The 26,302-nt window shown below is 61.0% G+C and carries 20 protein-coding genes; 10 read left to right on the plus strand and 10 right to left on the minus strand.

Features of this window, described 5'->3' with window-relative positions; translation table 11 throughout:
• Positions 1-2: 2 nt before the first annotated feature.
• Both pdxA and HB376_RS00090 read left to right on the plus strand, forming a co-directional pair.
• Positions 3-1,004 (plus strand): 4-hydroxythreonine-4-phosphate dehydrogenase PdxA, encoded by a 1,002-nt coding sequence (pdxA, locus tag HB376_RS00085; RefSeq protein WP_213761421.1) that lies wholly within the window; start codon positions 3-5, stop codon positions 1,002-1,004.
• 71 nt (positions 1,005-1,075) lie between these two features.
• Positions 1,076-1,864 (plus strand): DeoR/GlpR family DNA-binding transcription regulator, encoded by a 789-nt coding sequence (locus HB376_RS00090; protein ID WP_213761422.1) that lies wholly within the window; start codon positions 1,076-1,078, stop codon positions 1,862-1,864.
• Between the two features lie 179 nt (positions 1,865-2,043).
• Here HB376_RS00090 and HB376_RS00095 read toward each other — a convergent pair whose 3' ends face one another.
• The 6 genes from HB376_RS00095 to HB376_RS00120 all read right to left on the minus strand — a co-directional run bounded on the left by HB376_RS00095 (position 2,044) and on the right by HB376_RS00120 (position 8,306).
• Positions 2,044-2,553 carry a hypothetical protein gene (locus tag HB376_RS00095; RefSeq protein ID WP_213761423.1) on the minus strand — a complete coding sequence of 170 codons (510 nt, stop codon included), beginning with the start codon at positions 2,551-2,553 and terminating at the stop codon, positions 2,044-2,046.
• Between the two features lie 125 nt (positions 2,554-2,678).
• Positions 2,679-4,961, minus strand: a complete 2,283-nt coding sequence (locus HB376_RS00100) for a M23 family metallopeptidase (RefSeq protein ID WP_213761424.1) — start codon at positions 4,959-4,961, stop codon at positions 2,679-2,681.
• A 645-nt stretch (positions 4,962-5,606) separates the two neighbouring features.
• The gene (locus tag HB376_RS00105) at positions 5,607-6,917 is read right to left on the minus strand and encodes an RNA polymerase sigma factor (RefSeq protein ID WP_346730414.1); all 1,311 of its coding nucleotides are present in this window, start codon (positions 6,915-6,917) and stop codon (positions 5,607-5,609) included.
• Positions 6,914-7,321 (minus strand): VOC family protein, encoded by a 408-nt coding sequence (locus HB376_RS00110; RefSeq protein ID WP_213761426.1) that lies wholly within the window; start codon positions 7,319-7,321, stop codon positions 6,914-6,916. Before HB376_RS00110 ends, HB376_RS00105 begins: the two co-directional genes overlap by 4 nt.
• A 75-nt stretch (positions 7,322-7,396) precedes the next feature.
• On the minus strand, positions 7,397-7,813 hold the full coding sequence (locus HB376_RS00115) for a YciI family protein (protein ID WP_213761427.1): 417 nt from the start codon (positions 7,811-7,813) through the stop codon (positions 7,397-7,399).
• Positions 7,814-7,958: 145 nt separating this feature from the next.
• The gene (locus tag HB376_RS00120) at positions 7,959-8,306 is read right to left on the minus strand and encodes a YciI family protein (RefSeq protein ID WP_213761428.1); all 348 of its coding nucleotides are present in this window, start codon (positions 8,304-8,306) and stop codon (positions 7,959-7,961) included.
• A gap of 147 nt (positions 8,307-8,453) precedes the next feature.
• Between HB376_RS00120 and HB376_RS00125 the strand changes: the two genes are divergently transcribed.
• The 8 genes from HB376_RS00125 (at position 8,454) to HB376_RS00160 (ending at position 22,742) form a co-directional block, all read left to right on the plus strand.
• Positions 8,454-8,885: a YqaA family protein gene (locus HB376_RS00125; protein ID WP_213761429.1), complete on the plus strand. Its 432-nt coding sequence runs from the start codon at positions 8,454-8,456 to the stop codon at positions 8,883-8,885.
• Between the two features lie 774 nt (positions 8,886-9,659).
• Positions 9,660-10,115 (plus strand): cellulose biosynthesis protein BcsD, encoded by a 456-nt coding sequence (gene bcsD / locus HB376_RS00130; protein ID WP_158934571.1) that lies wholly within the window; start codon positions 9,660-9,662, stop codon positions 10,113-10,115.
• A 241-nt stretch (positions 10,116-10,356) separates the two neighbouring features.
• On the plus strand, positions 10,357-11,256 hold the full coding sequence (bcsP, locus tag HB376_RS00135) for a cellulose biosynthesis protein BcsP (RefSeq protein ID WP_213761430.1): 900 nt from the start codon (positions 10,357-10,359) through the stop codon (positions 11,254-11,256).
• Positions 11,253-12,041, plus strand: coding sequence for a cellulose biosynthesis protein BcsQ (bcsQ, locus tag HB376_RS00140; protein WP_213761431.1), 789 nt, complete (start codon positions 11,253-11,255; stop codon positions 12,039-12,041). The genes bcsP and bcsQ overlap by 4 nt, the downstream gene beginning before the upstream one ends.
• Entirely contained in the window at positions 12,038-14,254 is a 2,217-nt protein-coding gene (bcsA, locus tag HB376_RS00145) for a UDP-forming cellulose synthase catalytic subunit (protein ID WP_213761432.1), read from the plus strand. Before bcsQ ends, bcsA begins: the two co-directional genes overlap by 4 nt.
• A gap of 1 nt (position 14,255) precedes the next feature.
• Positions 14,256-16,802, plus strand: a complete 2,547-nt coding sequence (gene bcsB, locus HB376_RS00150; protein ID WP_213761433.1) for a cellulose biosynthesis cyclic di-GMP-binding regulatory protein BcsB — start codon at positions 14,256-14,258, stop codon at positions 16,800-16,802.
• 70 nt (positions 16,803-16,872) lie between these two features.
• Positions 16,873-18,012, plus strand: a complete 1,140-nt coding sequence (bcsZ, locus tag HB376_RS00155; RefSeq protein WP_255631116.1) for a cellulose synthase complex periplasmic endoglucanase BcsZ — start codon at positions 16,873-16,875, stop codon at positions 18,010-18,012.
• A complete protein-coding gene (locus HB376_RS00160; RefSeq protein WP_255631085.1) occupies positions 18,006-22,742 on the plus strand; it encodes a cellulose synthase subunit BcsC-related outer membrane protein in 4,737 nt (1,578 codons plus the stop codon). The genes bcsZ and HB376_RS00160 overlap by 7 nt, the downstream gene beginning before the upstream one ends.
• Before the next feature lie 173 nt (positions 22,743-22,915).
• On the opposite strand, the gene HB376_RS00165 is transcribed toward HB376_RS00160, so the two are convergent.
• The 4 genes from HB376_RS00165 to HB376_RS00180 form a co-directional block, all read right to left on the minus strand.
• On the minus strand, positions 22,916-23,668 hold the full coding sequence (locus tag HB376_RS00165; RefSeq protein WP_213761435.1) for an SDR family oxidoreductase: 753 nt from the start codon (positions 23,666-23,668) through the stop codon (positions 22,916-22,918).
• A gap of 61 nt (positions 23,669-23,729) precedes the next feature.
• A complete protein-coding gene (locus HB376_RS00170; protein WP_213761436.1) occupies positions 23,730-24,596 on the minus strand; it encodes an NmrA family NAD(P)-binding protein in 867 nt (288 codons plus the stop codon).
• A gap of 295 nt (positions 24,597-24,891) precedes the next feature.
• Positions 24,892-25,476, minus strand: a complete 585-nt coding sequence (locus HB376_RS00175; RefSeq protein WP_213761437.1) for a YceI family protein — start codon at positions 25,474-25,476, stop codon at positions 24,892-24,894.
• A gap of 48 nt (positions 25,477-25,524) precedes the next feature.
• Entirely contained in the window at positions 25,525-26,085 is a 561-nt protein-coding gene (locus HB376_RS00180; protein WP_213761438.1) for a YceI family protein, read from the minus strand.
• Positions 26,086-26,302 lie beyond the last annotated feature (217 nt).

Raw genomic sequence — 26,302 nt, forward strand, 5'->3', positions numbered from 1 at the left:
TCATGAGCAACACTCTCCCCGTAATCGGCATCACGATGGGCGATGCATCCGGCGTCGGTCCCGAGATCGTCGTCAAGAGTCTCACGCATAAAGTGGTCTACGAGCAGTGCCGTCCGCTCGTGATCGGCGACGCGCGCCGTCTCGAGCAAGCCAACAAGATCGTGCACGGCAGCGCGAAAATTCGCCGCATCAAGGATGCGACGGAGGCGAAGTATGAGCCGGGCACCATCGATTGCATCGACTTGAACCTGATCCCCGATGACCTCCCTTTCGGGCAGCTCTCGGCGGTGGCCGGCGACGCCGCGTATCAGTACATCGCGCGTGCCGTCGAGCTGGCGCAAGCACAACAGATTGACGCGATCTGCACCGCGCCGCTCAACAAGGAAGCGCTGCACGCGGGCGGCCACAAGTTTCCGGGCCACACCGAAATGCTCGCGCATCTGACGGGCGTGAAGGAAGTCTCGATGATGCTGGTCGCGCCGCAACTGCGCGTGATTCACGTGACGACGCATATCGGCATCATCGATGCGATCAGGAAGATCGAGCCCGGCCTCGTGCAGCGCACGATCGAACGCGGTAACGCGACGCTGGTGAAAGCGGGGATTGCAAAGCCGCGTATTGGCGTGTGCGGCATCAATCCGCACGCGGGCGAAAACGGCTTGTTCGGTTATGGCGAAGAAGAGGAAAAGATCATCCCGGCCGTGAAGATCCTGCAGGAACGCGGACTCGATATCACCGGCCCCCTGCCCGCCGACACGCTCTTTTTCCGTGCTGGCCGTGGTGATTTCGATCTGGTGGTCGCGATGTATCACGATCAGGGACATGGTCCGGTCAAGGTGCTCGGGCTCGAAGCGGGCGTGAACGTGACGGTCGGGCTGGAAGTGATCCGCACGTCGGTGGATCATGGGACGGCGTTTGATATCGCGGGTAAAGGTATTGCCGATGAACGCAGCCTGCTCGAAGCGTTGCGCCAGGGTGCGGAACTCGCGACGCGGCGCGGGTGAGCCCGATCGGTGGATCAGCTCATGCGCTCGTGTAACATCGGCGGCCTTGTTATCCGCATGAGCATTCACCGATGAAAGCAGCCGACCGTCACCGCGCCATCCTCGATCTCGTCCTGACCCGCGACGCCAACGTAGAACAGTTGAGCGAAGCGCTGGGGGTATCGGAGGCGACGGTGCGGCGCGATCTCACCATGCTCGCGAAGGAACGCCGTCTCGTGCGCACTTATGGCGGTGCGACTGCGCTGGTGGGCGCGCATGAACCGGAAGCGTCGCTGGAAGAACGCAAGTCGACGCAGCGTGAGCAGAAGGAAGCGATAGCGCAGGCTGCCGCGCTGCATGTGAAAGACGGCGACACCGTGCTGCTCGACGGCGGCACGACGTGCGCCGCGCTCGCGCGTCATTTGAGTGCGCATCGCGAGTTGCATGTGGTGACGAATAATCTGCTGGCGGTGATGACGCTCGCCAATGTGCCGGGCATGCGGATTACGCTGATTGGCGGTGATCTACGGGCATCGAGCATGAGCACGCTCGGGCCGCTGGCCGAGCTCGTGCTGAGCCGGCTGAGCGTGGATCTTGCGTTTCTCGGCGCGGACGGCGTGGCGGCGGATTTTGGTTTGTGCGAGGCCACCGCGGAACAGGCTTACTTGAAGGACTGCATTATTCGCCGCGCGGCGAGTGTTGTGGTGCTGGCCGATGCCGACAAGCTCGGGCGCGCACGGCAACAGCACTGGACGCCATTGGAGCGGGATTGGCGCCTGATCACTACCACTCTCGCCGATGACATCAGGCTGGCGCCGTTCCGGGCGCTGGAACGAGTGGTGGTCGAGGTTGTGGCAGTGGGGGTGGAACAGGTTTTATAGGGTTGTTGGTTCGCAATCTATCTCCTTGAGCAATAACAGTGATCGCCGAAGAACACACGTTTCCCTTACTTTGAGATGCAGCGCGCACCACCGCTGTAGACCAGGTAGAGGCTTCTTGCGCGTGTGCGACCGACGCCAGAACGACGAACAGCAGCGCAAAAATGTGCGAGTACTCCCTGCTAGTGATTGGCCATAGGTGCCTTGTACTCTTCTACGGGTGCGTTCGAGGTATCGTCGATAAACTCGATGCTCTGTAGCAGTTGAATAACCTGCGGGATCGTCGATTCCTTTGGTGATGTCAAAAACATTACCTGCTGTATGGATCCGCAAAGAACTTGCTTCGCTCCCGAAATGCAAAAACCAAAACTCCGCATTCGCTGATCTTCATCGCCCGTTGTCTGGTCGCCACTTAGTCCGGCGCCGCTCCACGAGTTGCCACGAAGAGGATAGATCGCGACGTGTTCTTCGGGGAGCGGGCTATAGCTTTCTTTATCTAACACCCAACGCGAGTCGACGTTTTTCATACCCATCGATTTGAATGCTTTTTCAATTCCCTCTTTCTCACAATAAAACTGAATCCACGTACCAAACGGATGACGCGCTTTGGGATTGATCTCGGCATGATAATTTGCAACAGATGAACTCCCGTCCGTCGAGACTTTGATCTTTCCGTTGTAGGCATCTCTCAAGTTGAAGTGGCAACCGTCAAATGCTACCTCGTGAATTGTGAGCGGACGGACGACTGACGCTCCGGCGTACGCGACAGTTGTTGCCCAACAAAGACACACTGACGCGAGTACTCGTAGAATTCTCATCATGCTTTCCTCTGGACATAACCTTCCGGCGCGTCATTTAGCTGGCCATAGGCGTTGGGAAATTCCATGCGGTCGGCAAGTATCATCAACGCTTGAGTGTACGCTTGATAGCGCGCAACTATCCCGTTCACTTTGGCGATCTTGCTGATGTCATGGACTGGACTACCAAAATTCACCGTGGCTGCAACCTGCCCGAATGACTCGCAACTGTAGTACGGGCGAGTGACGTTGCCGACTAACTTGGTTTCACGCTTCAAAAGCGGCGAAGCGTTGACAAAGGTCGCTGCGCCGCTCCACGCCCAATAGGCGCCGGCGCTATCACTGGGATCGAGTGGATGGTCCGACACATCATCCCGCCATTGAATCATCTGCGCCGTCACATAGGAATGCATAGAATCCTGAAGCGCGTCGCTCTTCTGTTCCGTGCGTGCCTTTCCACTCGCTGCACGCAGTTTGTTTTTGACCACGTCGCTGACGGCGCGGCCACGAAAATGCCAGTATTTGATGTAGTTATCCGGCCCTGTCAGTTGTAGAAAGCCGCGACCGTCCCACGGGTGATACCACGCGGTCCTATTTTCTTCGTAGAGTTTTCCGAACCACTGCGTTTCCACTGTAGCGTTGCCAAAGAACGCCGCCATGCGCCATGGACGGGGCGCGATGCCGTATTTTCGAAGAGTCTTATTGAGTCCGGCACGATGTAACTCCATGCGATTTTTCGTCGGCGATAAAAAAGGCACACTCTCCGACACCCATTGTCCTTTAGCAAACCGCATCGCTGAGGTCGGGAGCATCTGGGTTAATTCGCTTTCACTCAACCACCCACACTTCTTAAAGTGAATGATGAATTCGCGCGGATCGAAGTGCCATGGCGTTGAATCCATACCCAACTTCGCCTGCGTCCAAAACGACACAGCCTGACTATGCTTTTGAAGTCGAGCGAAGCTTGCATCGTTCATACCAAGCCCATCAGGTTCCGGATTCTTAAGCCATCCCAGCCGGCGCTCGAAAGTCGTGTAATCCCAGTCGGTCACAAATTTGGCCGCTGTACGGGCGAGACGTTGTTTGCGCAGCACTTCCGATGAAACGATCTGAGCGTTGGCCTCGACCTTAGCGCCGCCGCTAACCTGGTTAATCTCAACTGTCGGCGCTTCTGGCGCGAGCAACGCCAACGTCTTCTCGTCCTTGCAGCGCAGATCGCCATGACTGGCATCAACCATTCGCCAACCTAACCAGTGCGGAAAATCTGCATCGCTGAGCTTGACCACGCCCGCGCCGTTCAAATTGACCCATAGCTTGCCGCTCGGCAACGCGACCTTGCGCCAGTGCTGCGCATTCGCGGGAATCAGCGTGTCGGCGGTTCCTAACACACGCCCAAATCGCAGCAACTCAAAGCCGGCGGCAGGCTGTTGCGGATAAAGTTTCGTCGCTGTCTCGTACAGTTGATACTCATACGCGGCCCCGGGCAACTCATCGTCCTTAGTCGTTCCCACGAGCGTGCCGTCCTCGCGATACGTGGTCATCGTGCAATGGCCGTTCTCGAAGTGCATCGAAACGAACAGCGCTACACCCGGTCCAACTACATCGCGCGGCGTGGGCCGCACGCCGTGCGGGTTTGTCGGAAAATCGCTGAATGTCGTGCTTGCTGGCAGATAGAAATGCATGTCGCCGTAGCACACATCCTTTCGCCCATCGCCACTGAGCGGCACGTCGCCTTGTATCCGTCCCATGAGCTTGCGGGCGTTGGCATCGTCGGCGATGATTTCGAAATGGAAAAAATTCGGCTTGTTATTGATGTACCCGGCGCTGCCAATGGGATCTTTACGCCACACCTTCTGTCCGATTTTCATCGCGAGAATGGCCGGCGGCATGTGGCGCAGATGGTGGTAGATCGAATAGAACTCGACCTTGCCGTTATCGCCTTCGCCAATTTCGGTGCTGTGCTTGAGCACTATGCAACCGTCGCTGGTCCAGCCGCCGCCGTAATTGAGCGGATGATTCGGGTCGTCAGACTTGGTGCTGATATCGCCGCGATGGACCAATACGCCATCGGCGATGGCGCGAATTTCCAGGTCTACGTTGTGCTCGAACGGTGGCGTTAAGTGAAGGCCACCGTGCCACCGATTTTGGTAGCTCACGGGAAATGCGCCGGCGCCGGGTGCGTCGCCGGTCATTGATCGACGAACGTACGCTTCGTCGGATTCGTTGTCGTTGCGCTTCGGCAAGAAGGGTGGGCTGATCAGCATTGGGGAGTTATCTTTATCAAGAAGAATGACCGTTATCATCGATCTGCGTGTACTTCAGATCGCCAGCTGAAAGGGCTAGGGCGTAGGCGCCTCACTCGCCAGACGCTCCGTGGATGCCCGTCTGCGTCGTTTCGAACGGCATGCACCGATGCAAACACGAAACGTTCGCCCTCATTGCTTCGCTGAACGGCAAAGCTCGTGGATGATCGTTGAACTTGCGCGGGGATGGAAGGGTTCTGCAGAAAGAATCCCTGATTCAGATTTGTCTTATTTCCGATCTATTTTTGGTGCGATAACGCTTTCAATACATATGTTGTACTTATCAAATAACAAAATAAATCAATAGCAACGGTGACCACTAATAGGCAAAAGCAAGCGGTTGAATTTCCAGGAGCGAAAGATGAAGAACGCAGCAGCAAGAGGCAATGCAACTGCGACGGATTACGAAATCCACCGAGGGCGACGAAACTGCGCTCGGCAGTCGTCCCCATTGCGCGACATATGGATCACGCATCATGTGGTCTATGTGGAAAGACCAGACCGATTGCCGGCACCGCGGAAACGTTCGGCTTGGGCAACGCGAAAGTGTGTTAGATCGCGACATAGCCATGTGCGACTGCCCGACGGGTGTGAACCACGTGATTGCTGAGTCAACAATCAGCTACTTCGCGAGAGCTTCGCCAGCTACTCCCTCATCCCGTTCATCTCCGCCGCCCGCTCAAGCAACAACTCCCTCTCCCGCCCATTACGCGCCATCCCTGCGGCCTTCTCGAACTCCACTCGCGCCTCCTCACGACGGCCCAGCTTCGCCAGCAAGTCGCCGCGCACGCTCGGCAGCCAGTGGTAATTCTTTAGCACTGCGTTCGATCCCAACTCATCGACTATCTCCAGCGCCGCCGCCGGGCCGAACGCCATCCCCACCGCCACCGCGCGGTTCAACTCCACGACGGGTGACGGCGCCACCATCGCCAGCGCGTCGTATAGCGCCACGATCTGCGCCCAGTCCGTGTCCTCCGCCCGCCGCGCACGCGCATGGCAAGCCGCCAGCGCACCCTGCAACGCATAAGGCCCGCGCGCACCGTTCAGCGCCTCCGACCGCTCCAATGCCGCAAGGCCGCGACGAATCAGCAACGGGTCCCATCGGCTGCGGTCCTGGTCCATCAACAAGACCGGCCGCCCGTTCGCATCGGTTCGTGCATGAGTACGGGATGCCTGTATCTCCATCAATGCAACCAGCCCGAATACCTCGCTCTCGTCGGGCGTCAAACCCGCCAAAATGCGCCCGAGACGCAACGCGTCGTCGCATAACGAAGGACGCATCCAGTCATCCCCCGCAGTCGCCGAATAACCCTCGTTGAAGATCAGGTAGATGACTTCCAGCACCGACGCCAGCCGCACCGCCCGCGCATCGGCTTTCGGCACTTCGAACGGCACGCGCGCCGCCGACAAAGTCCGCTTCGCCCGGACAATACGCTGCGCGATGGTCGGTTCGGGCTGCAGGAACGCGCGCGCAATCTCGTCCGTGGTCAGGCCGCCGAGCAGGCGCAACGTCAGCGCAACCCGGGCATCGACGGACAGCACCGGATGACACGCGGTGAACACGAGCCGCAGCAAGTCATCGCCAATGTCGTCCTCACGCGCGGCGTCCAGCGCCTCGACGAAATCCGGCGTGACATGCTCCTCGCGCGCATCCATGTCGAGCCCCAACTCCTCGTGCTTGCGGGCGTGCAACGCATCCTGCCTCAAGCGATCAAGCGCACGATGCTTCGCCGTGGTCATCAGCCATGCGCCCGGGTTGTCCGGCACGCCATCCACACGCCAATGCTCAAGCGCCGCGATCAGCGCATCCTGCGCAAACTCCTCGGCGAGCGACACGTCTCGCACCAAACGCGCCACGACCGCGATCACCTTCGCCGATTCCATCCGCCATACCGCCTCTATCGCGCGATGAGTGGCCAGTTCCAGGCTGCCGGACTCACCGGTAGATCCGCTCACGGTGCGGCCGCCGCGTTCGGGTCCATGTACACGAACTCCCATGCGTGACCATCGAGATCGTCGAAACCGTGGCCGTACATTCCCCCATGGTCCTGCGCCGGCCGCGGCGTCGTGCCACCCGCGCGCAGGGCCTTGGCGACGATTTCATCGACCTCGGCGCGGCTCTCGCACGACAGGCACATGAGCGCTTCGACCTGCTGTTTCGGGTCGGCAAGCGCCTTGGTGGTGAAGGTCTGGAAGAATGGCTTGACCAGCAACATCGCGAAGATGTTCTCGCCGAGGATCAGGCACGCGCCCTGATCGTTGCTGAACGTCGGGTGGAAGCTGAAGCCGAGTTCGCTGAAAAACGCGCGCGCTTTCGGCAGGTCCGCCACCGCCAGGTTCACGTAGATTTGCTTGTGCATTTTTATCGTCCATGAAGAAGGGATCACTGGCGTTAGCCGGCTTGCGCGAGTGCCTTCGGGTTATTCAAGCTGCTTTCAAACTCGTCGCGCCGCTTCAAGCTCGCGGAACCGCTCGATCGATTCTCCCGAGCCGAAGTCGTCCAGTTCAAACAACTGCCGCACTTCGATTTCGCCGCTCTCATGCTCGCCCATCGGAGAAGGAAAACGGCGTGCCCACTCGATCGCTTCTTCGCGTGAACGCACCTGGATCAGCGTGTAGCCCGCAACCAGTTCGCGGGTCTCCGCGAACGGCCCTTCGACCACGCTACGCCCGCCACCCTCATAACGCACGCGCCAGCCTTTGGCGCTCGGCTGGAGACCGTTCGCATCGAGCAGGACGCCCGCTTTCGCCAGTTCTTCGTGGTAGGTCGCCATCGCGCCGATCAGCGCGTCCTCGGGGAATACACCCGCTTCGCTTTTTTCGGTCGCCTTGACCAGGATGATGAATCGCATCGTTGTTCTCCTCGTGGTGTGAAAACAAGAACGCCGGCCGCGCTCTCATTCCCACGACGAACCACGCCCGGAGAAATCGACAATTTCTAGTTGTGCGAGGGTTAACACGGACAAAGACGACGCGTACGAAAACGGCTTATAAACCTCACTCCCAGCAGGGACCGATCTTGCGTACCTCGACCTCGCACCATTCGGCGGCCGGACATGCCGATGCAATCTCGATGGCCTCTTCCTTCGTCGCGCAATCGAGCATGTAGAACCCGCCGATCATCTCCTTCGCCTCCGCGAACGGGCCGTCGATCAGGCTAGCCTGGCCGTCGCGTTTCTTGACGCGCACACCGCCCGTTGCCAGAGATTCACTCGCGATGAGCAAACCGCGTTCTTTCAGTCCCGCACCGAACTCGACCATGCTCTCGTAGAGGAGCTTGCCTTCGGCTTGCGAGCGCTCGGCCCGCTGTCCAACAGGTTCGGCGATGAGCAACATATAAGACATGACATCTCCTGGATTGAGGTTTCAACCGGTCTTCAAGGTATCAACTGTGGAGAAAGCTTTCAATCCCCGGATGCACCGCCCCAAGTGGGGCATCGCCGAAAAACAGCTAAGCTGTCGCCCTCTTTCACGGTTGCCCGCATTTCTCTCATGGTCAATTTATCTGTATATGGCGGGCTTTTCGCGGTTGCGCTGGTTGCGGCGACACTTTTCCCCCTTCAGTCCGAGGCTTTGCTGGCGGGTTTGCTGATCGCCGGCAAACAACCGGTCTGGATGCTCGTCGCGGTGGCAAGCGTGGGGAACGTGGTGGGCTCGACCATCAACTGGGCAATGGGACGATCGATCGAAAAGCTGCGCGAGCGTCGCTGGTTCCCGATCAAGCCGCGCGCGCTCGAGCGCGCGGAACACTGGTACAGGCGCTTCGGACGCTGGACATTGTTGTTGAGCTGGACGCCAGTGATTGGCGATCCCTTGACCATGATCGCGGGCGTTTTGCGCGAACCCTTGTGGTCGTTCCTGCTGATCGTCGCGATTGCGAAAACAGCGCGTTATGCCGTGATTGCCGCGTTGCTGACCCTGTGATGTCTTTGGTTGCATGACATATCCAGCCGTCCGCTTTCTGCTCCAAGCTCTTTCCTCAACAATCTTCGCCGCCCGGCTCACGCGGCGATGTCCGGCGTCGCGCAAAGGGCGAGTTGGACGCGTGTCCAAATTGATTAAGTAAGCGTGAGCATTGCCGGTGCGAAAACCGGACGATCATCCTTCTGCGGCGCAAAGGAGCGTTTGAGATCAAAGGGTCAGTTGCATTGATTAAGCAGATAAACGCGTCGCGGTGTCGAATCGGTGGCGTGGCAAATACGGCAAGAAACTGCTCACTGACAATCCCGCGGTGAAGATCCAACTGCTAAAAACCGCGAGGATTATCCCCGTACGTAATCCGCATTATTCGCCACGCGGAAAGCGAACTGGCGCGGCCCATAACTTTCAACTCTTTGACAACAGCTTATGCGATATCAACACGTTGTTCGCCCCGCGCAACTCGACAATACAACCGCCTGAACGCAAGATTAGACTGACAAATGAATTCCGCCGATTAAACGTTTGCGCTAATTGCCCGAGTACTACATAAACTGGACACGGTGGATTTTTTGCCCTCTGTTTGCGGCTTTAACCACAAAACTATTTGCTAATGTGCGGTATGTCGGAAAAAGAAATCGCCTTGAAGTAGACTCGCGGCTTACTGGTAGCCGTATCACTATTACCGTCCGTCGCACGACGGAGCAGTGTAATTACTACTGGTTACGCCGTATCGCTATTTTCGCGTTTATCTAGCTGAAAGCTTTCCTCTCCAACAACATGGCCATGACCCTCGACTACCTGCTGGACCGGCAAATTTCCTCGCAGTGGCGTGGCGTGCTGGTCGCCCTGGCAGAAGAATTCGATACCCAGATCGGCCGCGACGAGCTGCGTCAGTTGATGCAACGGGTAGGTCGCCGTTTTGCCGCCGCCCACCCGCTACCGCCCTGCGCCACCACGCCCGAGCTGGGCGCCGCATTGAACGCGATCTGGAATGACGTCGACTGGGGGTTTGTCGAAGTGAGCGACGAGCCGGATTATCTGCGCATCGTTCATTGCTGTCCGCCGCTGCTCGCATTCGGCGCGAACGCGCTTCCGTGGAGCCCGGCGTTTCTCGAAGGCGCGTATCAGGAATGGCTAAGCGCGCTCGGCGCGCAAGGCTTGTCGGTGGTGCAAGCCGGCGAGTTCGATGAAAGTGCTGCAGTCGAATTCAGATTGGGCCGTTATAGCAACTGAGGGCAACCGAGAGCACGTCCAACCTCGCATGAATGGGCGAGCCTGAAGCTGGACCGCGAGGCTGGACCGGAAACTCCCTTGGCTTTTACGAATGCGGTACGGGTCCGACACCGGATCAGGCAGTCAACCAGGTAGTCAACAGGCATTGCCCGCATCAGCGCTCACAAGCGCGGGAGACGTCACTGGCCAGTGGTCGTCGAGGCAAGGCCCAAAGTACAACGAGAGTACGAGGACGCAGCACATGAACCCTTCGCGCGATATCAAGAAGCTGTTCGACAGATTTGGCGGCGATGCCGGCAACTACCAGGAAATCGGCCGCGAGAACGAAGCCATCCACGCCCGCACGCGCTGGCCGTTGCTCGCGACCCTTGACCTCTCGCAGCCGTCGATCCCGAACATCGCGCCTCGCCGCGATGCGCACCTGCCCCACACGCACGATCGCTCCGGCGAACATCGCAACGTGCCGAACAGCCTGACGCTGCCGGCGGGCGCAGCGCCGCTCAACCGCGGCAAACCGCCGCTCTTTGCACGCGCGCACCGGAAGACGGTTCCACCGGTCGCCAATGTCACCTTGCCGGCGACGCCGGTTGGCGCAGCGCGTTTCTCTGCTCTGGTCGACGCGGTAGAAGAAACGTCGAACGCGGTGGAAACCGAGGCCGTGCCATCAGCCGACGCGCAACCGCAGCAGCAAGCACGACTGCCGCAGCCGCTGTTTCGGCCATTCCACACGCAACAAGAGCAACTTCCGCAGCAGGCTCAACACCCACAGCCACAACCGCGCACGCTGCCGCTCGCCACGCCCGCGCATGCGAGCGCGTCGGCCCAACTGACGGGCTTCGCGGCGGCGCTGCAACGCTCGAACACTGCGGCGAGGTCGCTGTCGTTGCCACGCGTGCAGGCACCCGAAGCGGCATCAACGCCTGCACCTGCATCAGCACTCGCGCTTGAACCAAAAAGCCAGTCGATCCTCGGCAAGCTGTTCCGTCCGCAAGTGCACGCTCAGCCTGCGCCCCAGGCAAGCGCACCGCCGGATTCGCTGGCGTCGATGTTCCAGCGTCTGCGCGGACCTGTCGCAGAAGCGCCGGCCGCCATCAACTCGGGCGCGGGTTCGTGGCTCGCCAAAAACCACTCACAATCATGAAAGTCATCACCGTCGTCTCTGCCAAGGGTGGTGTCGGTAAAACGACGCTCGCGGCGAACCTGGCCTCGGTGCTCGCCGCGCGCGGGCGGCGCGTGATCGCGCTCGACCTCGATCCACAAAACGCGCTGCGCCTGCACTTCGGCATTCCGCTCGACAGCATCGACGGACTGTCGCGCGCCACTCTCGCCGGTGACCCGTGGCAAACCGTGATGTTCGATGGTGTCGACGGGGTCACGGTCCTGCCCTACGGCGCGGTGGTGGAAGATGATCGCCGCCGCTTCGAATCGCACATCGACCGCGACCCGCAGTGGCTCGTGCAATCGCTTGAAAGGCTGGAACTCGATGCCGCGGATATCGTGATAGTCGATACCCCGCCGGGTTCGTCGGTCTATACGCGCACGGCGCTGTGCGCGTCGAATTTTGCGTTGAACGTCGTGCTGGCCGATGCCGCTTCGTACGCCGCCATCCCGCAGATGGAACGCATGATCGAAGCCTACGCCACGCCGCGGGCGAACTTTGTCGGCACGGGTTACGTGGTGAACCAGGTAGACCAGTCGCGGCAATTGACGAAAGACGTCCTCAAGGTGCTGCGCAACCTGCTCGGCGACAAGCTGTTCCCGGGCGTTATCCACCTTGACGAAGGCGTGAGCGAGTCGCTCGCGTGCGACACCACGCTGATCCATTACGACCCGCTGAGCCAGGCCGCCGCCGATCTGCGCACGTGCGGCGAATGGCTCACCCACGCGGTCGACTCCAGGCAGCTCTCGCCGAGGAACGTCGCATGAGCACGCCACGCACACGCGCACGACCACTGACCGAGGCCGACGAGGTTGCATCGCAGCTGGAAGGTTTTGTCGATTCAAGGATCTGGAGCAGCCGGATCTTTACGACAATCCTCACGCTGTTCGCCCTCGCGACGATGTATTTCGTCTGGACGGTGCCGCTCGCGTTCACGCAGCAACTGATTTTTGCGTGCTGCTGTTTTGCTTTCGCGCTTGCGTTCCGGCGCCTGCGCGGCCAGTACGCGACGCTGGTGATGATCATGCTGTCTGTCGCGGTCACGGGGCGCTACATGTATTGGCGGCTGACCGAGACAACGTACTGGGAACGTCCGCTCGATGCCGCCTGGGGTTTGCTGCTGGTCGCAGCCGAGGTCTACTCGGCGATCGTGCTGTTGCTCGGCTATTTCCAGACCGCCTGGCCGCTGCAGAGAAAGCCGATGCCATTGCCGGCAAACCGCGATGAATGGCCGACCGTCGACGTCTTCATCCCGACATATAACGAGCCGCTCGGCGTGGTCAAGCCGACTATCTATGCGGCGCTTGCGATCGACTATCCGGCGGACAAGATCTCCATTCATGTCCTCGATGACGGCCGCCGTCCCGAGTTCAAGGCGTTCTGCGAAGAGGTCGGCGTCACCTGGACCATCCGCACGCACAACCGGCATGCGAAGGCCGGCAATATCAACGAAGCCTTGAAGATCACGAAGGGCGAGTTTCTCGCCATTTTCGATTGCGATCACATTCCCACGCGCTCGTTCCTGCAGATCGGCCTTGGCTGGTTCCTGCGCGACAAGAAGCTGTCGATGCTGCAAACGCCGCACCACTTCTTCTCGCCCGATCCGTTCGAACGCAACCTGGGCACGTTCCGCAAGGTGCCCAACGAAGGCGAGCTGTTCTATGGCCTCGTGCAGGACGGCAACGATCTCTGGAACGCGACCTTCTTCTGCGGCTCGTGCGCGTTGCTGCGTCGAACGATGGTGGAAGAGATTGGCGGCATCGCGGTCGAGACGGTGACGGAAGACGCACATACCGCGCTCAAGCTGCATCGGCTCGGCTATACGACCGCGTATCTCGCGATCCCGCAGGCGGCAGGCCTCGCGACCGAAAGTTTGTCGGGGCACATCGGCCAGCGGATTCGCTGGGCGCGCGGCATGACGCAGATTTTCCGGATCGATAACCCGCTCACGGGCCGAGGCCTGAAGCTCGGTCAGCGGCTCTGTTACCTGAACGGGATGATGCATTTCTTCTACGGCATCCCGCGCCTCGTGTTCCTTACCGCGCCGCTGTCGTACCTGTTTTTTGGGGCGCACGTAATCCACGCGGCGGCCGGTACGATCGCCATCTTCGCGCTGCCGCACATGATGCATGCGAGCATCACGAACTCGCGCATGCAGCGCTCGTTCCGGCATTCGTTCTGGGCTGAAGTGTATGAGTCCGTGCTGGCGTCGTACATCACCGCACCCACCCTGCTTGCACTGATCAACCCGAAGCTCGGCAAGTTCAACGTGACGGCGAAGGGCGGCCAGATCTCGAAGGATTATTTCGACTACGCCATCTCGCGCCCCTATCTGATCCTGCTGGTGCTGAACCTGTTCGGGTTTATCGCGGGACTCGTGAACATCTACCTGCACTGGGAAGTCAGCAGCGAAGTGAACACGGTCTTGCTGAACCTCGCCTGGACCACGTACAACATGCTGATCCTCGGCGCGAGCGTCGCGGCTGCAAGCGAACGCAAGCAAGTGCGCACGACGCATCGGGTAGAAATGAAAATGCCCGTGATGCTCAAGTTTTCGACCGGCCGCACCCTCGCCTGCGAAACCATGGACTACTCGGAAGGCGGCGTGGGCGTGAAGCTGCCGGCCGATCTGGAAGTGCCGCTGCACGAGAAAGTCACCGTCTCGCTCTTTCGTGGCGATGAGGAATATGCGTTTCCCGCGACCGTCGGTTTTACCGCCGTCGGACGCGTCGGGCTGCGCTTTTCCGCCCTCACGCGCGAGCAGGAATTCGAGTTCGTGAAGACCACCTTCGCCCGCGCCGACGCCTGGACCCAATGGTCCGAAGGACGCACCCCGGACGCGCCGCTGCGCGGCTTGCGGCATGTGCTGCTGGTGGGCATGGGCGGTATCGGCGCGTTGTTCGAGCATCTTTTCACCGACGCACGGAACTGGCTGACGACCCGTTCACCCGACGTTAAAAAACTGAAGACCAAAGACTGACATGGGTAAGGGAATTTCGACGCTGCGCCCGGGCAATGAACAAGGCGAACCGGACACAACGGTTTTCACTCCGTTCAGCTCCCGCCCCATTCCCCGCGCCCTGATGCGCAGCCTCGCCTGCTGGCTTGCGTTGCAAACGGCGCTGGCCGTGCCGCTGGCGTCGCTGGCAAGCGCTGCGGCGGCTAACACCCCGACCAGCGCAACCGGAACCGCTACCGGCGTGGGCGCCGTACCGCTCCCCGGCCCCGCCACGCCGTTCAACCGGGAAACCATCGAGCAACCGCAGCTCGCCGTGCCCGTGCCGGCGTTCGCACAGGCGGCCTCGGGCGCGTTGGGAGCGTCAGCCGTGCCGGCCGTGCGCACGCTCGCCTCCAGGACACCGACCACGGCCGAGCCCGGCACGCTGGTACCGGGAGGGCGCCGCCAGACCCTTACGTTCTCCGACCTCGGCGCGCTCGATCCGCTGCAACTGCGTGGCACGGACGGCCAGAACGGCGTGCCGTTCTCGGTCCGTAGCGACGAAGTCGTGACCAGCGCGGTACTGCACCTGATCTACAGCTATTCACCTTCGCTGTTGCCGTCGATCTCGCAACTCAAGGTGCTCGTCAACGGCGAAGTGGCCGCCACGCTGCCCGTGCCACGCGAGCAAGCCGGCATTCTCGTCGCCCGCGACGTATCCGTCGACCCGCGCTTCATCACCGAATTCAATCACCTGAACGTGCAGTTGATCGGTCACTACACGCAGCAATGCGAGGACCCGTCGAACTCCACGCTGTGGGCGAGCGTCAGCAACGCGAGCTCGCTCGAGCTCACGTATGCATCGCTGGAAAGCAAGCCTGACCTGGCTGCATTGCCCGCGCCTTTCTTCGATCGCCGCGACGTTCGCCGCCTCGAACTGCCATTCGTGTTCGCGCAAAAACCAAGCGCGGCCACGCTCGAAGCAGCGGGCGCGGTAGCGTCATGGTTCGGCTCGCTTAGCGGATATCGCGGCGCGGTGTTTCCGGCGCAGATCGACAACGTGCCGCTGTCCGGCAATGCCGTGGTGTTCGCCACCAGCGACCAGCACCCGGCCGGCGTGAAGATCCCCGATGTATCCGGCCCGACCATCGCGGTGGTGGATCGTGATACTCCTTCGCGCGGCCGCTTGCTGCTCGTGATGGGCCGCAACGACGCCGAGCTGAAGACCGCCGCGAAGGCGCTCGGCATTGGCCAGAACACGTTGTCCGGCACGACCGCGACGATCACGCAACTGAACGACTTCGCCCCGCGCAAACCCTACGACGCGCCGAACTGGCTGCCGACCGACCGGCCCGTGCGTTTCGGCGAACTGGCGGAAGCGCGCGACCTGTCGGTGACGGGTTATAACGCCGACGCCGTGCGCGTGAACATGCGCGTGCCACCCGACCTCTTCATGTGGCAAACGAAGGGCGTGCCGATCGATCTGGGTTATCGGTACACGGTGCGTCCCGCGCCCGACCGGTCAACGCTTAACATCAATGTGAACGACGATTTCGTGCAGTCGCTGCGGATTCCGGCGGTCGCCACGTCCACTTTCGATCTCGGCCGCTATTTCAACCAGGTGATGCCTGACAAGACGGCCGCCGCGCGCCATGAGATCTACGTGCCGCCGTTGCTGCTCACGCCTCGCTCGCAGTTGCGCCTGCACTTCTACTACGACTACCCGAAGACGGGCGAATGCCAGGGCCGCGTGCTGGATAACGTGGTGGGTTCCATCGATCCGAATTCGACCATCGACCTGTCGGGTTTCCCGCACTACATGGCGCTGCCCGACCTCGCAGCCTTTGCGAACGGCGGTTTCCCGTTCACGCGCATGGCCGACCTGTCTGAGACGGCGGTCATCATGCCCAACGATCCGAACTCCGCCGACTTCAGCCTGTACCTGCTGGAGATGGGACGCATGGGGGCATCGACGGGTTATCCGGTGACTGGCGTGACCGTCGCCCAGGCCGATCAGGTCGACAATCTCGCCGATAAAGACCTGCTGATCCTGGGCTCGCCCGGCCGCCAGCCGCTGCTGCAAAGCTGGGCGAAGCAGATGCCGTTCTCGGGCGACGGCGAATCGCGCAACTTCGAACTCTCCGACGTGGCGTTCAAGGTGGTCGACTGGTGGCACGGCGCGCACGGTGTGGAGCGCCTGCCTGCACGCGCCGACCTGTCGCTTGTCAGCGCCAGCGGCGACGCGCTCATCACCGGCTTCGAATCGCCGCTCAAAAGCAATCGCAGCGCCGTGGCGCTGATCAGCTCGGCCGGACAGTCCGATGCCGACCTGTCCGCGGCCTTGCTCGACAACGACGTGCTGCCGGAAATCCAGGGCGCCATGGCGGTGATTCATGGACGCGACGTGACGGTGACATCGAATGGCCAGGCGTATTACGTCGGCCGCCTGTCGCCGTTCGAATACATGCGCTGGGCGTTGTCGTCGCATCCGCTTTTGCTGGTGCTTGGCGGCTTGCTCGCGGCCATCATCTTCGCGGCACTGTTCTACCGGTCGCTGCGCGCCATTGCTGCGCGCCGTTTGAGGGATTGATATGCCGGCAGGTTTCAGACGTGGAAGACGTGGATCGAAGACGGCAATCCTGGCGCTCGCGCTGACCGGCATGGGGACCACGTTCAGTGCTTATGCTTCTTCAACGCCCGCGCAATGTACCGGCTGGACCGCTTACCGCACGTTCACCGCGCGCTTCGTGCAGGCTGACGGCCGCGTGATCGACTACTCCACGCCGACACAGCAAACGACCTCCGAAGGCCAGTCATACGCGATGTTCTTCGCGCTGGTCGCGAACGACCGCGCGACCTTCGACCGGCTGCTCGCGTGGACCCGCACGAACCTCGCCGCGAACCAGTTCGATCCGGGCAACGTCCGGTTGCCGTCGTGGCAATGGGGCAAGAAGCCGGATGGTTCGTTCGGCGTGCTCGATCCCAATTCGGCCTCCGATTCCGACCTGTGGATCGCCTACGACCTGCTGCAAGCCGGACGTCTGTGGAACGAGAAGACTTACACGCAACTGGGCATGGCGCTGGCTGCCCAGATCGCGCGCCATGAAGTGACGAATCTCGCGGGCCTCGGACCCATGCTGCTGCCCGGTCCGCAGGGTTTTCAAACCGGTGACGTGACGCGTCTGAATCCGAGCTATTCACCGCTGCCGGTGTTGCGCGGCCTCGCTCGCGAGATGCCGGACGGCCCTTGGAACCAGCTTGCCGAGAACGGCTACAAGCTCGTGGCAACCACCGCGCCGCACGGTTTTGCTCCTGACTGGGCGGCGTACAAGTCGGGGCAGTTCGTCGTCGATCCGCAGACCGCCGACACCGGCAGCTATGACGCTATTCGCGTGTATTTGTGGGCGGGGCTTGCGTCTGGTGCCGATCCGCTTGGCAAACAGTGGCTCGCCGCGCTCGGCGGCATGCGTCAGGCCGTCGCGCAAAACGGCTATCCACCGGAACGCGTGAATGTGGCGACCGGCGCTACCAGCGGCGAAGGCCCGCTTAGCTACTGGGCCGCGCTCGCACCGTACTTCAGGACTATCGGCGACGATCGCGGCCTGGGCCTTGCCCGGACGCATCTCGCGGCGCTCGACGCGCCCGTGGCCGCTTCATCGGCTACGGCGTCGCCAAATCCTGACCGTGAACCGGTTTATTACGACCGGGTGCTGGGCTTGTTCGGCGCCGGATTTATAGAAGGCCGATACCGTTTCGACGAAGCCGGCCGACTCGTGCCGAGCTGGAGAAGTGCATGTTGAAACGGCCCCTGTTCCCAATGAAACCGCGTACCGGCGTGCGTGCGATCGCGCTGAGTCTCGCGGCTGGCTGCGTCGCCAATGTGCCGCTCACCGTGTTCGCGCAAGCCGCCAACAGCGTTGCCACCGCAGGCCCTGTTGCCGGTGCCGGCGCCAATTCGCCGTTGACCGTGCTGATCGATCAGGGTCGTTATTGGCAGGCGCATCGCCGGGGCGATCTGGCCGAGCAGGCGTGGCAGAAGGTGCTGCGCATCGACCCGAAGCAACCCGACGCGCTCTATGGCATGGGCATCATCCTCGCGGACCGCAAGGACGGCAGCGGTGCACAGCAGTATCTGCAGCGCTTGCGGGAAGCAGCGCCGCAGTATCCGAATATCGATGAACTCGGCCAGCGGCTGGGCGAAACCAGCCCGCGCGACCAGACCGTGAACGACGCCCGGCGGCTCGCGCAAAGCGGGCAGAATGCGTCAGCGGTGCAGGAATATCAGCGCGCGATCGAAGGCAAGCCCGCCACACCCGAACTCACGCTCGAGTATTACCAGGCACTTGCCGCCACGCCGCAAGGCTGGGATCAGGCGCGTCAGGGCCTGACACAGCTCGCGCGCCAGAATCCCAACGACCCGCGCTACGCGCTGGCGCTCGCGCAGCACCTGACCTACCGCGACACGACACGGCGTGACGGCATCGCCCGCCTCGCACAGTTGAGCACTGACAGCACGGTCGGCGAGCAGGCCAAAAAAAGCTGGCGCCAGGCGCTGCTGTGGCTTGGCGCACGCCCGTCCGACGCACCGCTTTATCAAGCGTATTTGCAAGCATCGCCGGACGATCCTGCGGTCAAGGCGCGTTTCGATTCGATGGTCCAGCAAGACAAGCAAGCTCGCGATCGCGTGCAAGCGGATGCCGCCGTCGATGCCCGGGGCCGCGCGGTCGCCGATGGTTTCGCAGCGCTGGATCGTGGCGATATCGTCACGGCGCGCGCGCGTTTTTCGGCTGTGCTAACGAATAGCCCGAACGATGGCGATGCGCTCGGCGGCATGGGCATCGCCGCATTGAAGCAAGAAAAATTCGACGAAGCGCGCACGTATCTGGAGCGTGCATCGCGTGCCGGTAATCCGGCTCGGTGGAAAGATGCGCTCACCAGCGCGACTTACTGGAGTTATACGAGCGCCGGTATCGGCGCGCGCAGCAACGGCGAGATCGCGAAAGCGCGGTCGGATTTCGAGCGCGCGATTGCGCTGAATCCGTCGGATACCACCGCGCAGACCATGCTCGGCGAAACGCTGCTCAATAGCGGCGACCCGCGTGGCGCGGAACAGGCTTACAGAATGGCGCTGCGCCGTCAGGCCGACAACCCTGACGCGATTCGCGGACTGGTCGGTGCACTGGCCGCGCAAGGCCGTGGCGACGAGGCGCTCAGCTTCGCGAACCAGCTGAACGCGGAACAGCAGGCGAAGGCCGGCGGCATCAACAAGCTGCGCGGCGAAGCGCAGGCGGCGCAGGCACGTGCCGCGGAAGCGCGAGGTGACCTCGGCACCGCGCGCAGTCTCTTCGAAGACGCGCTGCTGAACAATCCCGACGATGCCTGGATGCGCCTCGACCTCGCCCGCATTTATGTGCGCCAAGGCGCGGTCGGCAATGCGCGCAGCATGATGGACGGCTTGCTCGCCGCGCACCCGGACATGACCGATGCGCTTTACGCAAGCGCGCTGCTCTCGGCCGAAACGCAGGACTGGGCGACGGGTTTATCGCAGCTGGAACGCGTCCCGGTCAACCAGCGCACGACGGCCATGACCGTGCTGCAACACCGCTTATGGGTTCACACCCAGGCGGAACTCGCGAACCGGATGTCGCGTGCCGGGCAGACGCAACAAGCCGAAGCAATTCTGCAAGCCGCTACGCCGACTGCGCAGGGCAGCCCGGAACTGATCGGCGTGCTGGCTTCGTCGTATCTGCAGGCGGGCGACACCATGCGCGCGTTGTCGCTGGTGCGCGGCGCAATGGCCGCCGCCCCCGACGATACCGGCCTGCTGCTGCAATACGCAGGTATCCTTACCGCTGTTCCTGTCGCCGCGGGCCAGACGAATCCGCAGCAGGAAGCGGAACTGAGCTCGGTCATGCGGCGGCTGGCCGCGTCGCAGCTCACGCCGCAGCAACGCATCGACTTCAACAACCTGAACATTGGCATTGTGGTGAAACAAGCCGATACCGTGCGTCAGCGCGGAGACCTGGCAAGTGCCTACGATGTGATCGCGCCCTGGCTTTCCGCCATGCCCGACAACCCCGATCTCCAAGGCGCGCTGGCCCGTTTGTACAGCTCTGCCGGCGATGATCGCAGCGCCCTCGCAAGTTATCGTGCAGCGCTGGCTCGACGCCCTGACGACATCGACCTGCAGGTAGCGACGATTGGCGCGGCGTCGGGCGCGAAGGAATTTTCGTTTGCTGAGGCAACGGCGAATCAGGCGCTGCGTGCCGCGCCCGACGACCCCCGCGTGCTCGCCGCGACCGGCCGCATGTATCACGCCGAGGGCAAGCTTTCGCTGGCATCGCGTTATTTGCAGCAGGCGTTGATCGCGGCGAATACGCCGGTGGGTCAAACGGCGCGTACTACGGGTCAAGGCGCGCAACCCAATGTACCGCGTGGCTGGGAATCCGCCATGCAGCGCATCGGGTCGATGCCGCTACCCGGCACCAATCCATTTGAAGGCAAGACCGCCGTCGATACGTCCTCAAGCGCATCGGGCGCACCGACCGGTCCGCTGGTCGGACTGTTCTCGCGCTCGACCACGCCGATGCCCGGACTGCCCTCTGGGTCGTCCAACTATCCCCAGCCTTCTTCACCGACGCAGAACGTGCCGAATTATTTGCCTCCGCCTCAAGCCGCGCCTTATTCGACACCGTATGTTGCGCCCTATTCGACGCCGGGTAACGTAGCACGCCCGGCAGCGACAGGCGGCGGATATGGTCCCGATACCTCCGGTTCAAGCCAGTCCGGCGGTCCGGCCGCGGCGCCGTTGCAGCCTTATCCGGGGCAAGCGCCGACTCAGGACGCGGGGCAGTATCAGGGGCAATATCAGCCGCAGGTTTATCAGCAACCGAATCAGCCGCAATATCAGGGGCAGAATCGGCAGCAATATCAACAACCGTATCCGGCTCAGTATCAGCAAGGTCAGCAGCCATACGACCCGGCGGCAAGTTCGCCGTGGCCGATGTCGCCCGCTGCCCGCGAAGCGCAGGCAAACGCTCAGCAGCCGCAACCCCGCACGTATTCCAGCGCGCCGCCAGCGAAGTCGAAACATACGTCAACGCGCAAGCAGGCCTCGCCGCGCAATACCCGCCAAGCCGATGAAACGGACTACAGGCAGCAGCCTTACCCGCAGCAACAGCAGTATGCGCAACAGGGGTACGGGTATCCGCAGCAGCAGCAACCTTATGCAAACCAGGGCTACGGGCAGCCCTATATTCCGCAACCACCAGCCGGTTACGGCTACGCACCCGCCCAAACGGCACAGGCGTACTCGGGTATGGCGGGCAACAATCCGACGAGCGTAGCAAACGCACAGACGCTAGGCGTCGCCGATGAACTCGCGCAAATCAATCGCGCCCAGTCGAGCACGGTGTCGGGCGGCATCATCTTTCGCCAACGCACCGGCGAGGACGGGCTGTCGAACCTGACGGATATCGAAGCGCCGGTTCAGGGTCGCATCGCGGCGGGGAACGGGCATATTGTCGTGACGGCGACGCCGGTGACGTTGGACGCGAGCGATGCACAAACGACTGCCGACACGCTCAAGCGCTTCGGCTCGGGACAAGCCGCGTCGACCCTTGTTAACAACTATGGCAACCAAACGGCGAGCGGTGTTGGTTTGTCCGTGGGATACGAAACGAACAGCGTCAAGCTCGATGTCGGCACCACGCCGCTCGGCTTTAGCGAAGAAAACGTGGTCGGCGGCGCACAGTACAACGGCAGCGTAACGGACAAGGTCTCGTACTCGATCGCCGTCGCGCGCCGCGCGGTCACTGACAGCTTGCTCTCCTATGCAGGGACACACGATCAGGGTCAAGGTCTGGAATGGGGTGGCGTCACGTCGAACGGCGGACGCGTGGATCTCGGCTGGGACGATGGAACGAGCGGCGTATATGTAAACGCCGCGTTCCAGTACTACGACGGCACCAATGTCGCGAGCAATACGTCCGAGAAAGGCGGCGGCGGGTTCTATACGCGCCTGTTCCAGGACGCGAACACCACGTTGACGGCAGGCGTAAACACCACGCTGATGCACTACGACAAGAACCTGTCCTACTTCACCTATGGTCAGGGCGGCTACTTCAGTCCCCAGCAGTACATGATCCTGAACATCCCGGTCGAATATATGGGCCGCAATGGACCGTTCACCTACGACCTCAAGGGGTCGATTGGCGTGCAGCATTATCGGCAGGATGCTTCGAATTATTTCCCGACCACCGGCAACATCCAGCCTGGAAGTCCAGGGACTGCCGGCGGCGTTTACCCCGGCAACAGCAAGACAGGCATCTCTTATTCGTTCAGCGCAACGGGCGAATATCAACTCGCACCGCAACTTACGGTCGGGGCGACAGCGTCTCTTGGCAATGCGTATCAGTATCGCGAATATCTGGCCGCCGTGTACGTACGGTACAGCTTCACGAAACAGGCCGGCGCACTGTCCTTCCCGCCAGCGCCGTTGAGCTCGCCGTATCTGTCGCTGACGAATTGATAAGGCAGTGAGTCAGAAATGACAAAGTGGCTTGGGCGGTGGTTCGCCCAAGCCACTTTTTTTAGTCGCGAGTAGTGTCTAAAGGCGCGGGAAGTACGACATCGCGCCATTGGGAATCTGAAGGGGTTCAAGTCCCTCCAGTTTTAGCCTTGCGGCGCTTTACCCAGCGCGCCCTAAACCAGCACCGCCCCGCCATCGACTACATGCGTCTGTCCCGTTGCAAACGCGCTTTCCATCAGGAACAGATACGCAGCCGCGACATCGCGTGCCTCGCCCACTCGTCCGACCGGCAAATGCTTGCCGGCCTGTTCGTACATCGCCTGCCGGTCTTCTTCGGACATGTTCTGCCATAGGTTCGTCGCGATCAATCCTGGCGATACAGCATTCACCCGCACCGGCGCGAGTTCCACGGCAAGCGCCCGCGTGAGCGCTTCCATTGCTCCGCACACGCTCGCGCCAAATGCCCAACCACTGCGCGGACGCAACGCCGCGACGCCCGTTGTCAACACAATCGAACCGCCCGCCACAATATGCGGTGTAGCATATTTGACCGCAGCGAGCGCACCCCAATAGCGGATATCGAAGGCGCGTCTTGCCAGCGATAAATCCGTCGTGGCGATCTCGCCAAGCCGCAGCGAATCCCCGGCGGTAAACACCAGATGATCGAAGCCGCCGGTCGCGTTGAAAAACGCTTCAATAGCGGATTCATCCGTGAGATCGAGCGCATGGCCCTCGGCATTCGCGCCAAGCGCCGTGACCGCAGCCTCGACACGTCCCGCATGGCTCGATCCAATCACGACCCGCGCGCCTTCGGCCAGCGCATACTCCGCCACCGCGTAGCCGATACCCGATGAACCGCCAAGCACGATCACTTTCTTGCCATCGAGGCGGCCTTTGAGGCTCGTATTTTCTTCCGTATGAGTCATTGGTTGTACTCCTTAATAAGGGTGGATTCTCCCAAGCCGAACCCTGAGGATCGATGCCCTTCTACGACGCCTTTTCAATCAGCGATTGCAATACCGTATCGAGCAGTACATGGCCTTTGCGCACTTCGCTTTCGGCGCCTTCGAAGCAGATCCACTCTTCATTGAAGCCATCGATCATCTGCATGCGCGGCGTCGGGTTTGTCATCCCTTGCGAGCGGAACAGGTCTTCCCACGTGTCGCGTGGCACGGCTTGCATGCGGACGTCGCGGCCAAGCAGGCGCGCGAAGCTCTCGGCAATCATGTTGGGTGAGATGTGTTGCGGCCCTTCCAGTTCGACAATGCGGCGCCCCGTCCACGACTCACGCAGCAGTTCCGCTGCAACGCGGCCGATATCGGCGGTGGCGACCATCGGCACGGGTTTATCGAGAGGCTGCAGGAAGCTGGGCACGATGCCTGAATCGCGTGCCGATGCCAGATCCCATGCAGCATTTTCGATGAACCATGCGGCGCGCAGGAAAGCCACGGGCATTGGCAGCGTGCCCAGTTCCTGTTCGAGGATTTGTAACTGGTTCAACAAATTCGGCTGCGTAGCTTGTGCGCCAATAGTGGACAGCACAACGACCTTGGACGGTTTGGCAGCCGCGAGCGCGGCCCGCAACGTGGCGATAGTCTTGCGCGCTTCAGGAAAGCCTGGCGTTGGGTCATACGTTGGCGGAAGCAGGACAAACACGCCTTCAGTGCCCTCAAACGCGTGTTGCAACGCCTGTTGATCGTTGACGTCGGCGAGCGCGACTTCACAGCCCTGCTTCGCCCAAATTTCGCCCTTCGCTGCGTCGCGAACAACCGCGCGAACATCTTGGCCGGCTGCTAACAACAAACGTGCAACCACGCCCCCAACCTGCCCTGTGATTCCGGTCACTGCAAACATGGTCTCTCTCCATAAAATGAGGCAGCAAGCGCTGCGTTGGAGAGGATTGTGTTGGACGGGACCCGGTTTGACGATAGCCCGCATGTCATTTCATTCATGACATAAGAGCATTGATGATGAGTGCGGCGATGATATACAGGTAACGCCGGGTTGCAGCGCCGGGGGAACTACGCAAACCTAGGTGCGAATTCGAGCCGAGCTTACAAACCAAAAGGCCGTTCCCGCATAAGCTGAACGGCCTCTGTGTCCTGAACGACCGGCATGATGATCTCCACGCCGGCATCCATCAGTGGATTTACTGCTTCACGCCTTCGGCTTGAATATGCAGCGTGGTCTTCATCTTGAAGCCATACGCCTTACCGTAGTCCACGCCGAAGTCGCCGCGATCAAACGTTGCCGTCGACTCCGTGCCGCACACTTCCTTCTTCAGCATCGGGTTCGTGAAGCACTTAAACGATTCGATCTTCAAGTTCAGCGGCTTCGTCACGCCATGCAGGGTCAGTTCACCGATCACTTCAACGGGCACGTCGCCCTTGAACTTCATCGACGTACCCTTGTAGGTCGCTGTCGGGAACTTGTCGGCATCGAAAAATTGCGCGCTCTTCAGTTCGCCATTCAGCTTGTCATTGCCGATATCGATCGACGTCATGTCGATGGTCGCGTCCAGCGTGCCCTTCTTGGCCGCGCGATCGAGCGTCACCGTGCCGCTGCTCTTGTCGAACTTGCCGCGCCAGATCGAGATGCCGCCGAAGTGGTCGGTTTCGAAGCTCGGGTAGGTGTGGCTCGGGTCGAGTTGGTACGTGACTTCTTCAGCCATCGCGCTAAATGAAACGGCCGCGAAAAGCGCGCCAGCGGCTGCAATCAGAAGGTTCTTTTTCATGAGTTTTCCAGGATGAATGTGATGATCGATGAGCGCTTATTTCTTGGTTTATTTCTTGGCGGCGACGAGATGAAACTTGATGATCACTTCGTCTGCCACGACCGAGGTGTCTTTCCATTCACCCGAGCCGACATCGAACTGCGTGCGTTTGATAGGCAATGAGCCATCGAAGGTTTGCGTCGCGCCCTGACTCGTCACCGTGACCGGCACCGTGACGTTCTGCGACTTGCCCTTGATGGTCAACTTGCCGCTGACGTTGAACTTGGTTCCACCGGCTGGTGCGATCGCCGTCGACGCAAATGTAGCGGTCGGGAAATGGGCGGTATCGAACCAGTCCTTGTTCGCGGCTTGCTTGTTGTAGCTGTCATCGCCGAGATCGTAGCTGCTCGTATCGATGCTGATATTCGCGCTGCCCGCAGCCGGCTTGGCCGGATCGAAGTCGAGTTGCGCGTTGAACTTCTTGAACTTGCCTTCAACCGGCACGTTCATTTGCTTCGATGTCGCCGTCACCGTGCTTTTGGTCGTATCGACCTGGGCTTGAGCGGCGCTGGTGAATAAAGTGGCGGAAGCGGTAGCAGCCAATAACCATCGGTACAAGGGTGTTTGCATATCAGGCCAGGATCGTAATCGATACGGCATGGTATGCGAGGAGATATGCGGCGGATAGCCACGCGGCGGGAACAGATTGTCCTACCGGTGAAGGTAATGGAGAAATCGGCAACAAAGCCGCAATGAGCGTTCGGCGAAGCGGAACCACCAAACCCGATCACAAAAAAACGCAGCGCAAAAGGATCAACCTGAAATCCCTTCGCACTGCGCATCACCC

This window comes from Caballeronia sp. dw_19 (assembly GCF_018449515.1).
Taxonomy (GTDB): Bacteria; Pseudomonadota; Gammaproteobacteria; order Burkholderiales; family Burkholderiaceae; genus Caballeronia.

Bases quoted from the DNA above. Each gene is read 5' to 3' on its own strand.
- HB376_RS00090 (WP_213761422.1), top strand. From the start codon at position 1,076: ATGAAAGCAGCCGACCGTCACCGCGCCATCCTCGATCTCGTCCTGACC.
- HB376_RS00160 (WP_255631085.1), top strand. From the start codon at position 18,006: ATGTTGAAACGGCCCCTGTTCCCAATGAAACCGCGTACCGGCGTGCGT.
- pdxA (WP_213761421.1), top strand. From the start codon at position 3: ATGAGCAACACTCTCCCCGTAATCGGCATCACGATGGGCGATGCATCC.
- bcsP (WP_213761430.1), top strand. From the start codon at position 10,357: ATGAACCCTTCGCGCGATATCAAGAAGCTGTTCGACAGATTTGGCGGC.
- HB376_RS00125 (WP_213761429.1), top strand. From the start codon at position 8,454: ATGGTCAATTTATCTGTATATGGCGGGCTTTTCGCGGTTGCGCTGGTT.
- bcsZ (WP_255631116.1), top strand. From the start codon at position 16,873: ATGGGGACCACGTTCAGTGCTTATGCTTCTTCAACGCCCGCGCAATGT.
- HB376_RS00175 (WP_213761437.1), bottom strand. From the start codon at position 25,476: ATGAAAAAGAACCTTCTGATTGCAGCCGCTGGCGCGCTTTTCGCGGCC.
- HB376_RS00100 (WP_213761424.1), bottom strand. From the start codon at position 4,961: ATGATAACGGTCATTCTTCTTGATAAAGATAACTCCCCAATGCTGATC.
- HB376_RS00115 (WP_213761427.1), bottom strand. From the start codon at position 7,813: ATGCGATTCATCATCCTGGTCAAGGCGACCGAAAAAAGCGAAGCGGGT.
- HB376_RS00120 (WP_213761428.1), bottom strand. From the start codon at position 8,306: ATGTCTTATATGTTGCTCATCGCCGAACCTGTTGGACAGCGGGCCGAG.
- HB376_RS00180 (WP_213761438.1), bottom strand. From the start codon at position 26,085: ATGCAAACACCCTTGTACCGATGGTTATTGGCTGCTACCGCTTCCGCC.
- bcsQ (WP_213761431.1), top strand. From the start codon at position 11,253: ATGAAAGTCATCACCGTCGTCTCTGCCAAGGGTGGTGTCGGTAAAACG.
- bcsB (WP_213761433.1), top strand. From the start codon at position 14,256: ATGGGTAAGGGAATTTCGACGCTGCGCCCGGGCAATGAACAAGGCGAA.
- bcsD (WP_158934571.1), top strand. From the start codon at position 9,660: ATGGCCATGACCCTCGACTACCTGCTGGACCGGCAAATTTCCTCGCAG.
- HB376_RS00110 (WP_213761426.1), bottom strand. From the start codon at position 7,321: ATGCACAAGCAAATCTACGTGAACCTGGCGGTGGCGGACCTGCCGAAA.
- HB376_RS00170 (WP_213761436.1), bottom strand. From the start codon at position 24,596: ATGTTTGCAGTGACCGGAATCACAGGGCAGGTTGGGGGCGTGGTTGCA.
- HB376_RS00165 (WP_213761435.1), bottom strand. From the start codon at position 23,668: ATGACTCATACGGAAGAAAATACGAGCCTCAAAGGCCGCCTCGATGGC.
- bcsA (WP_213761432.1), top strand. From the start codon at position 12,038: ATGAGCACGCCACGCACACGCGCACGACCACTGACCGAGGCCGACGAG.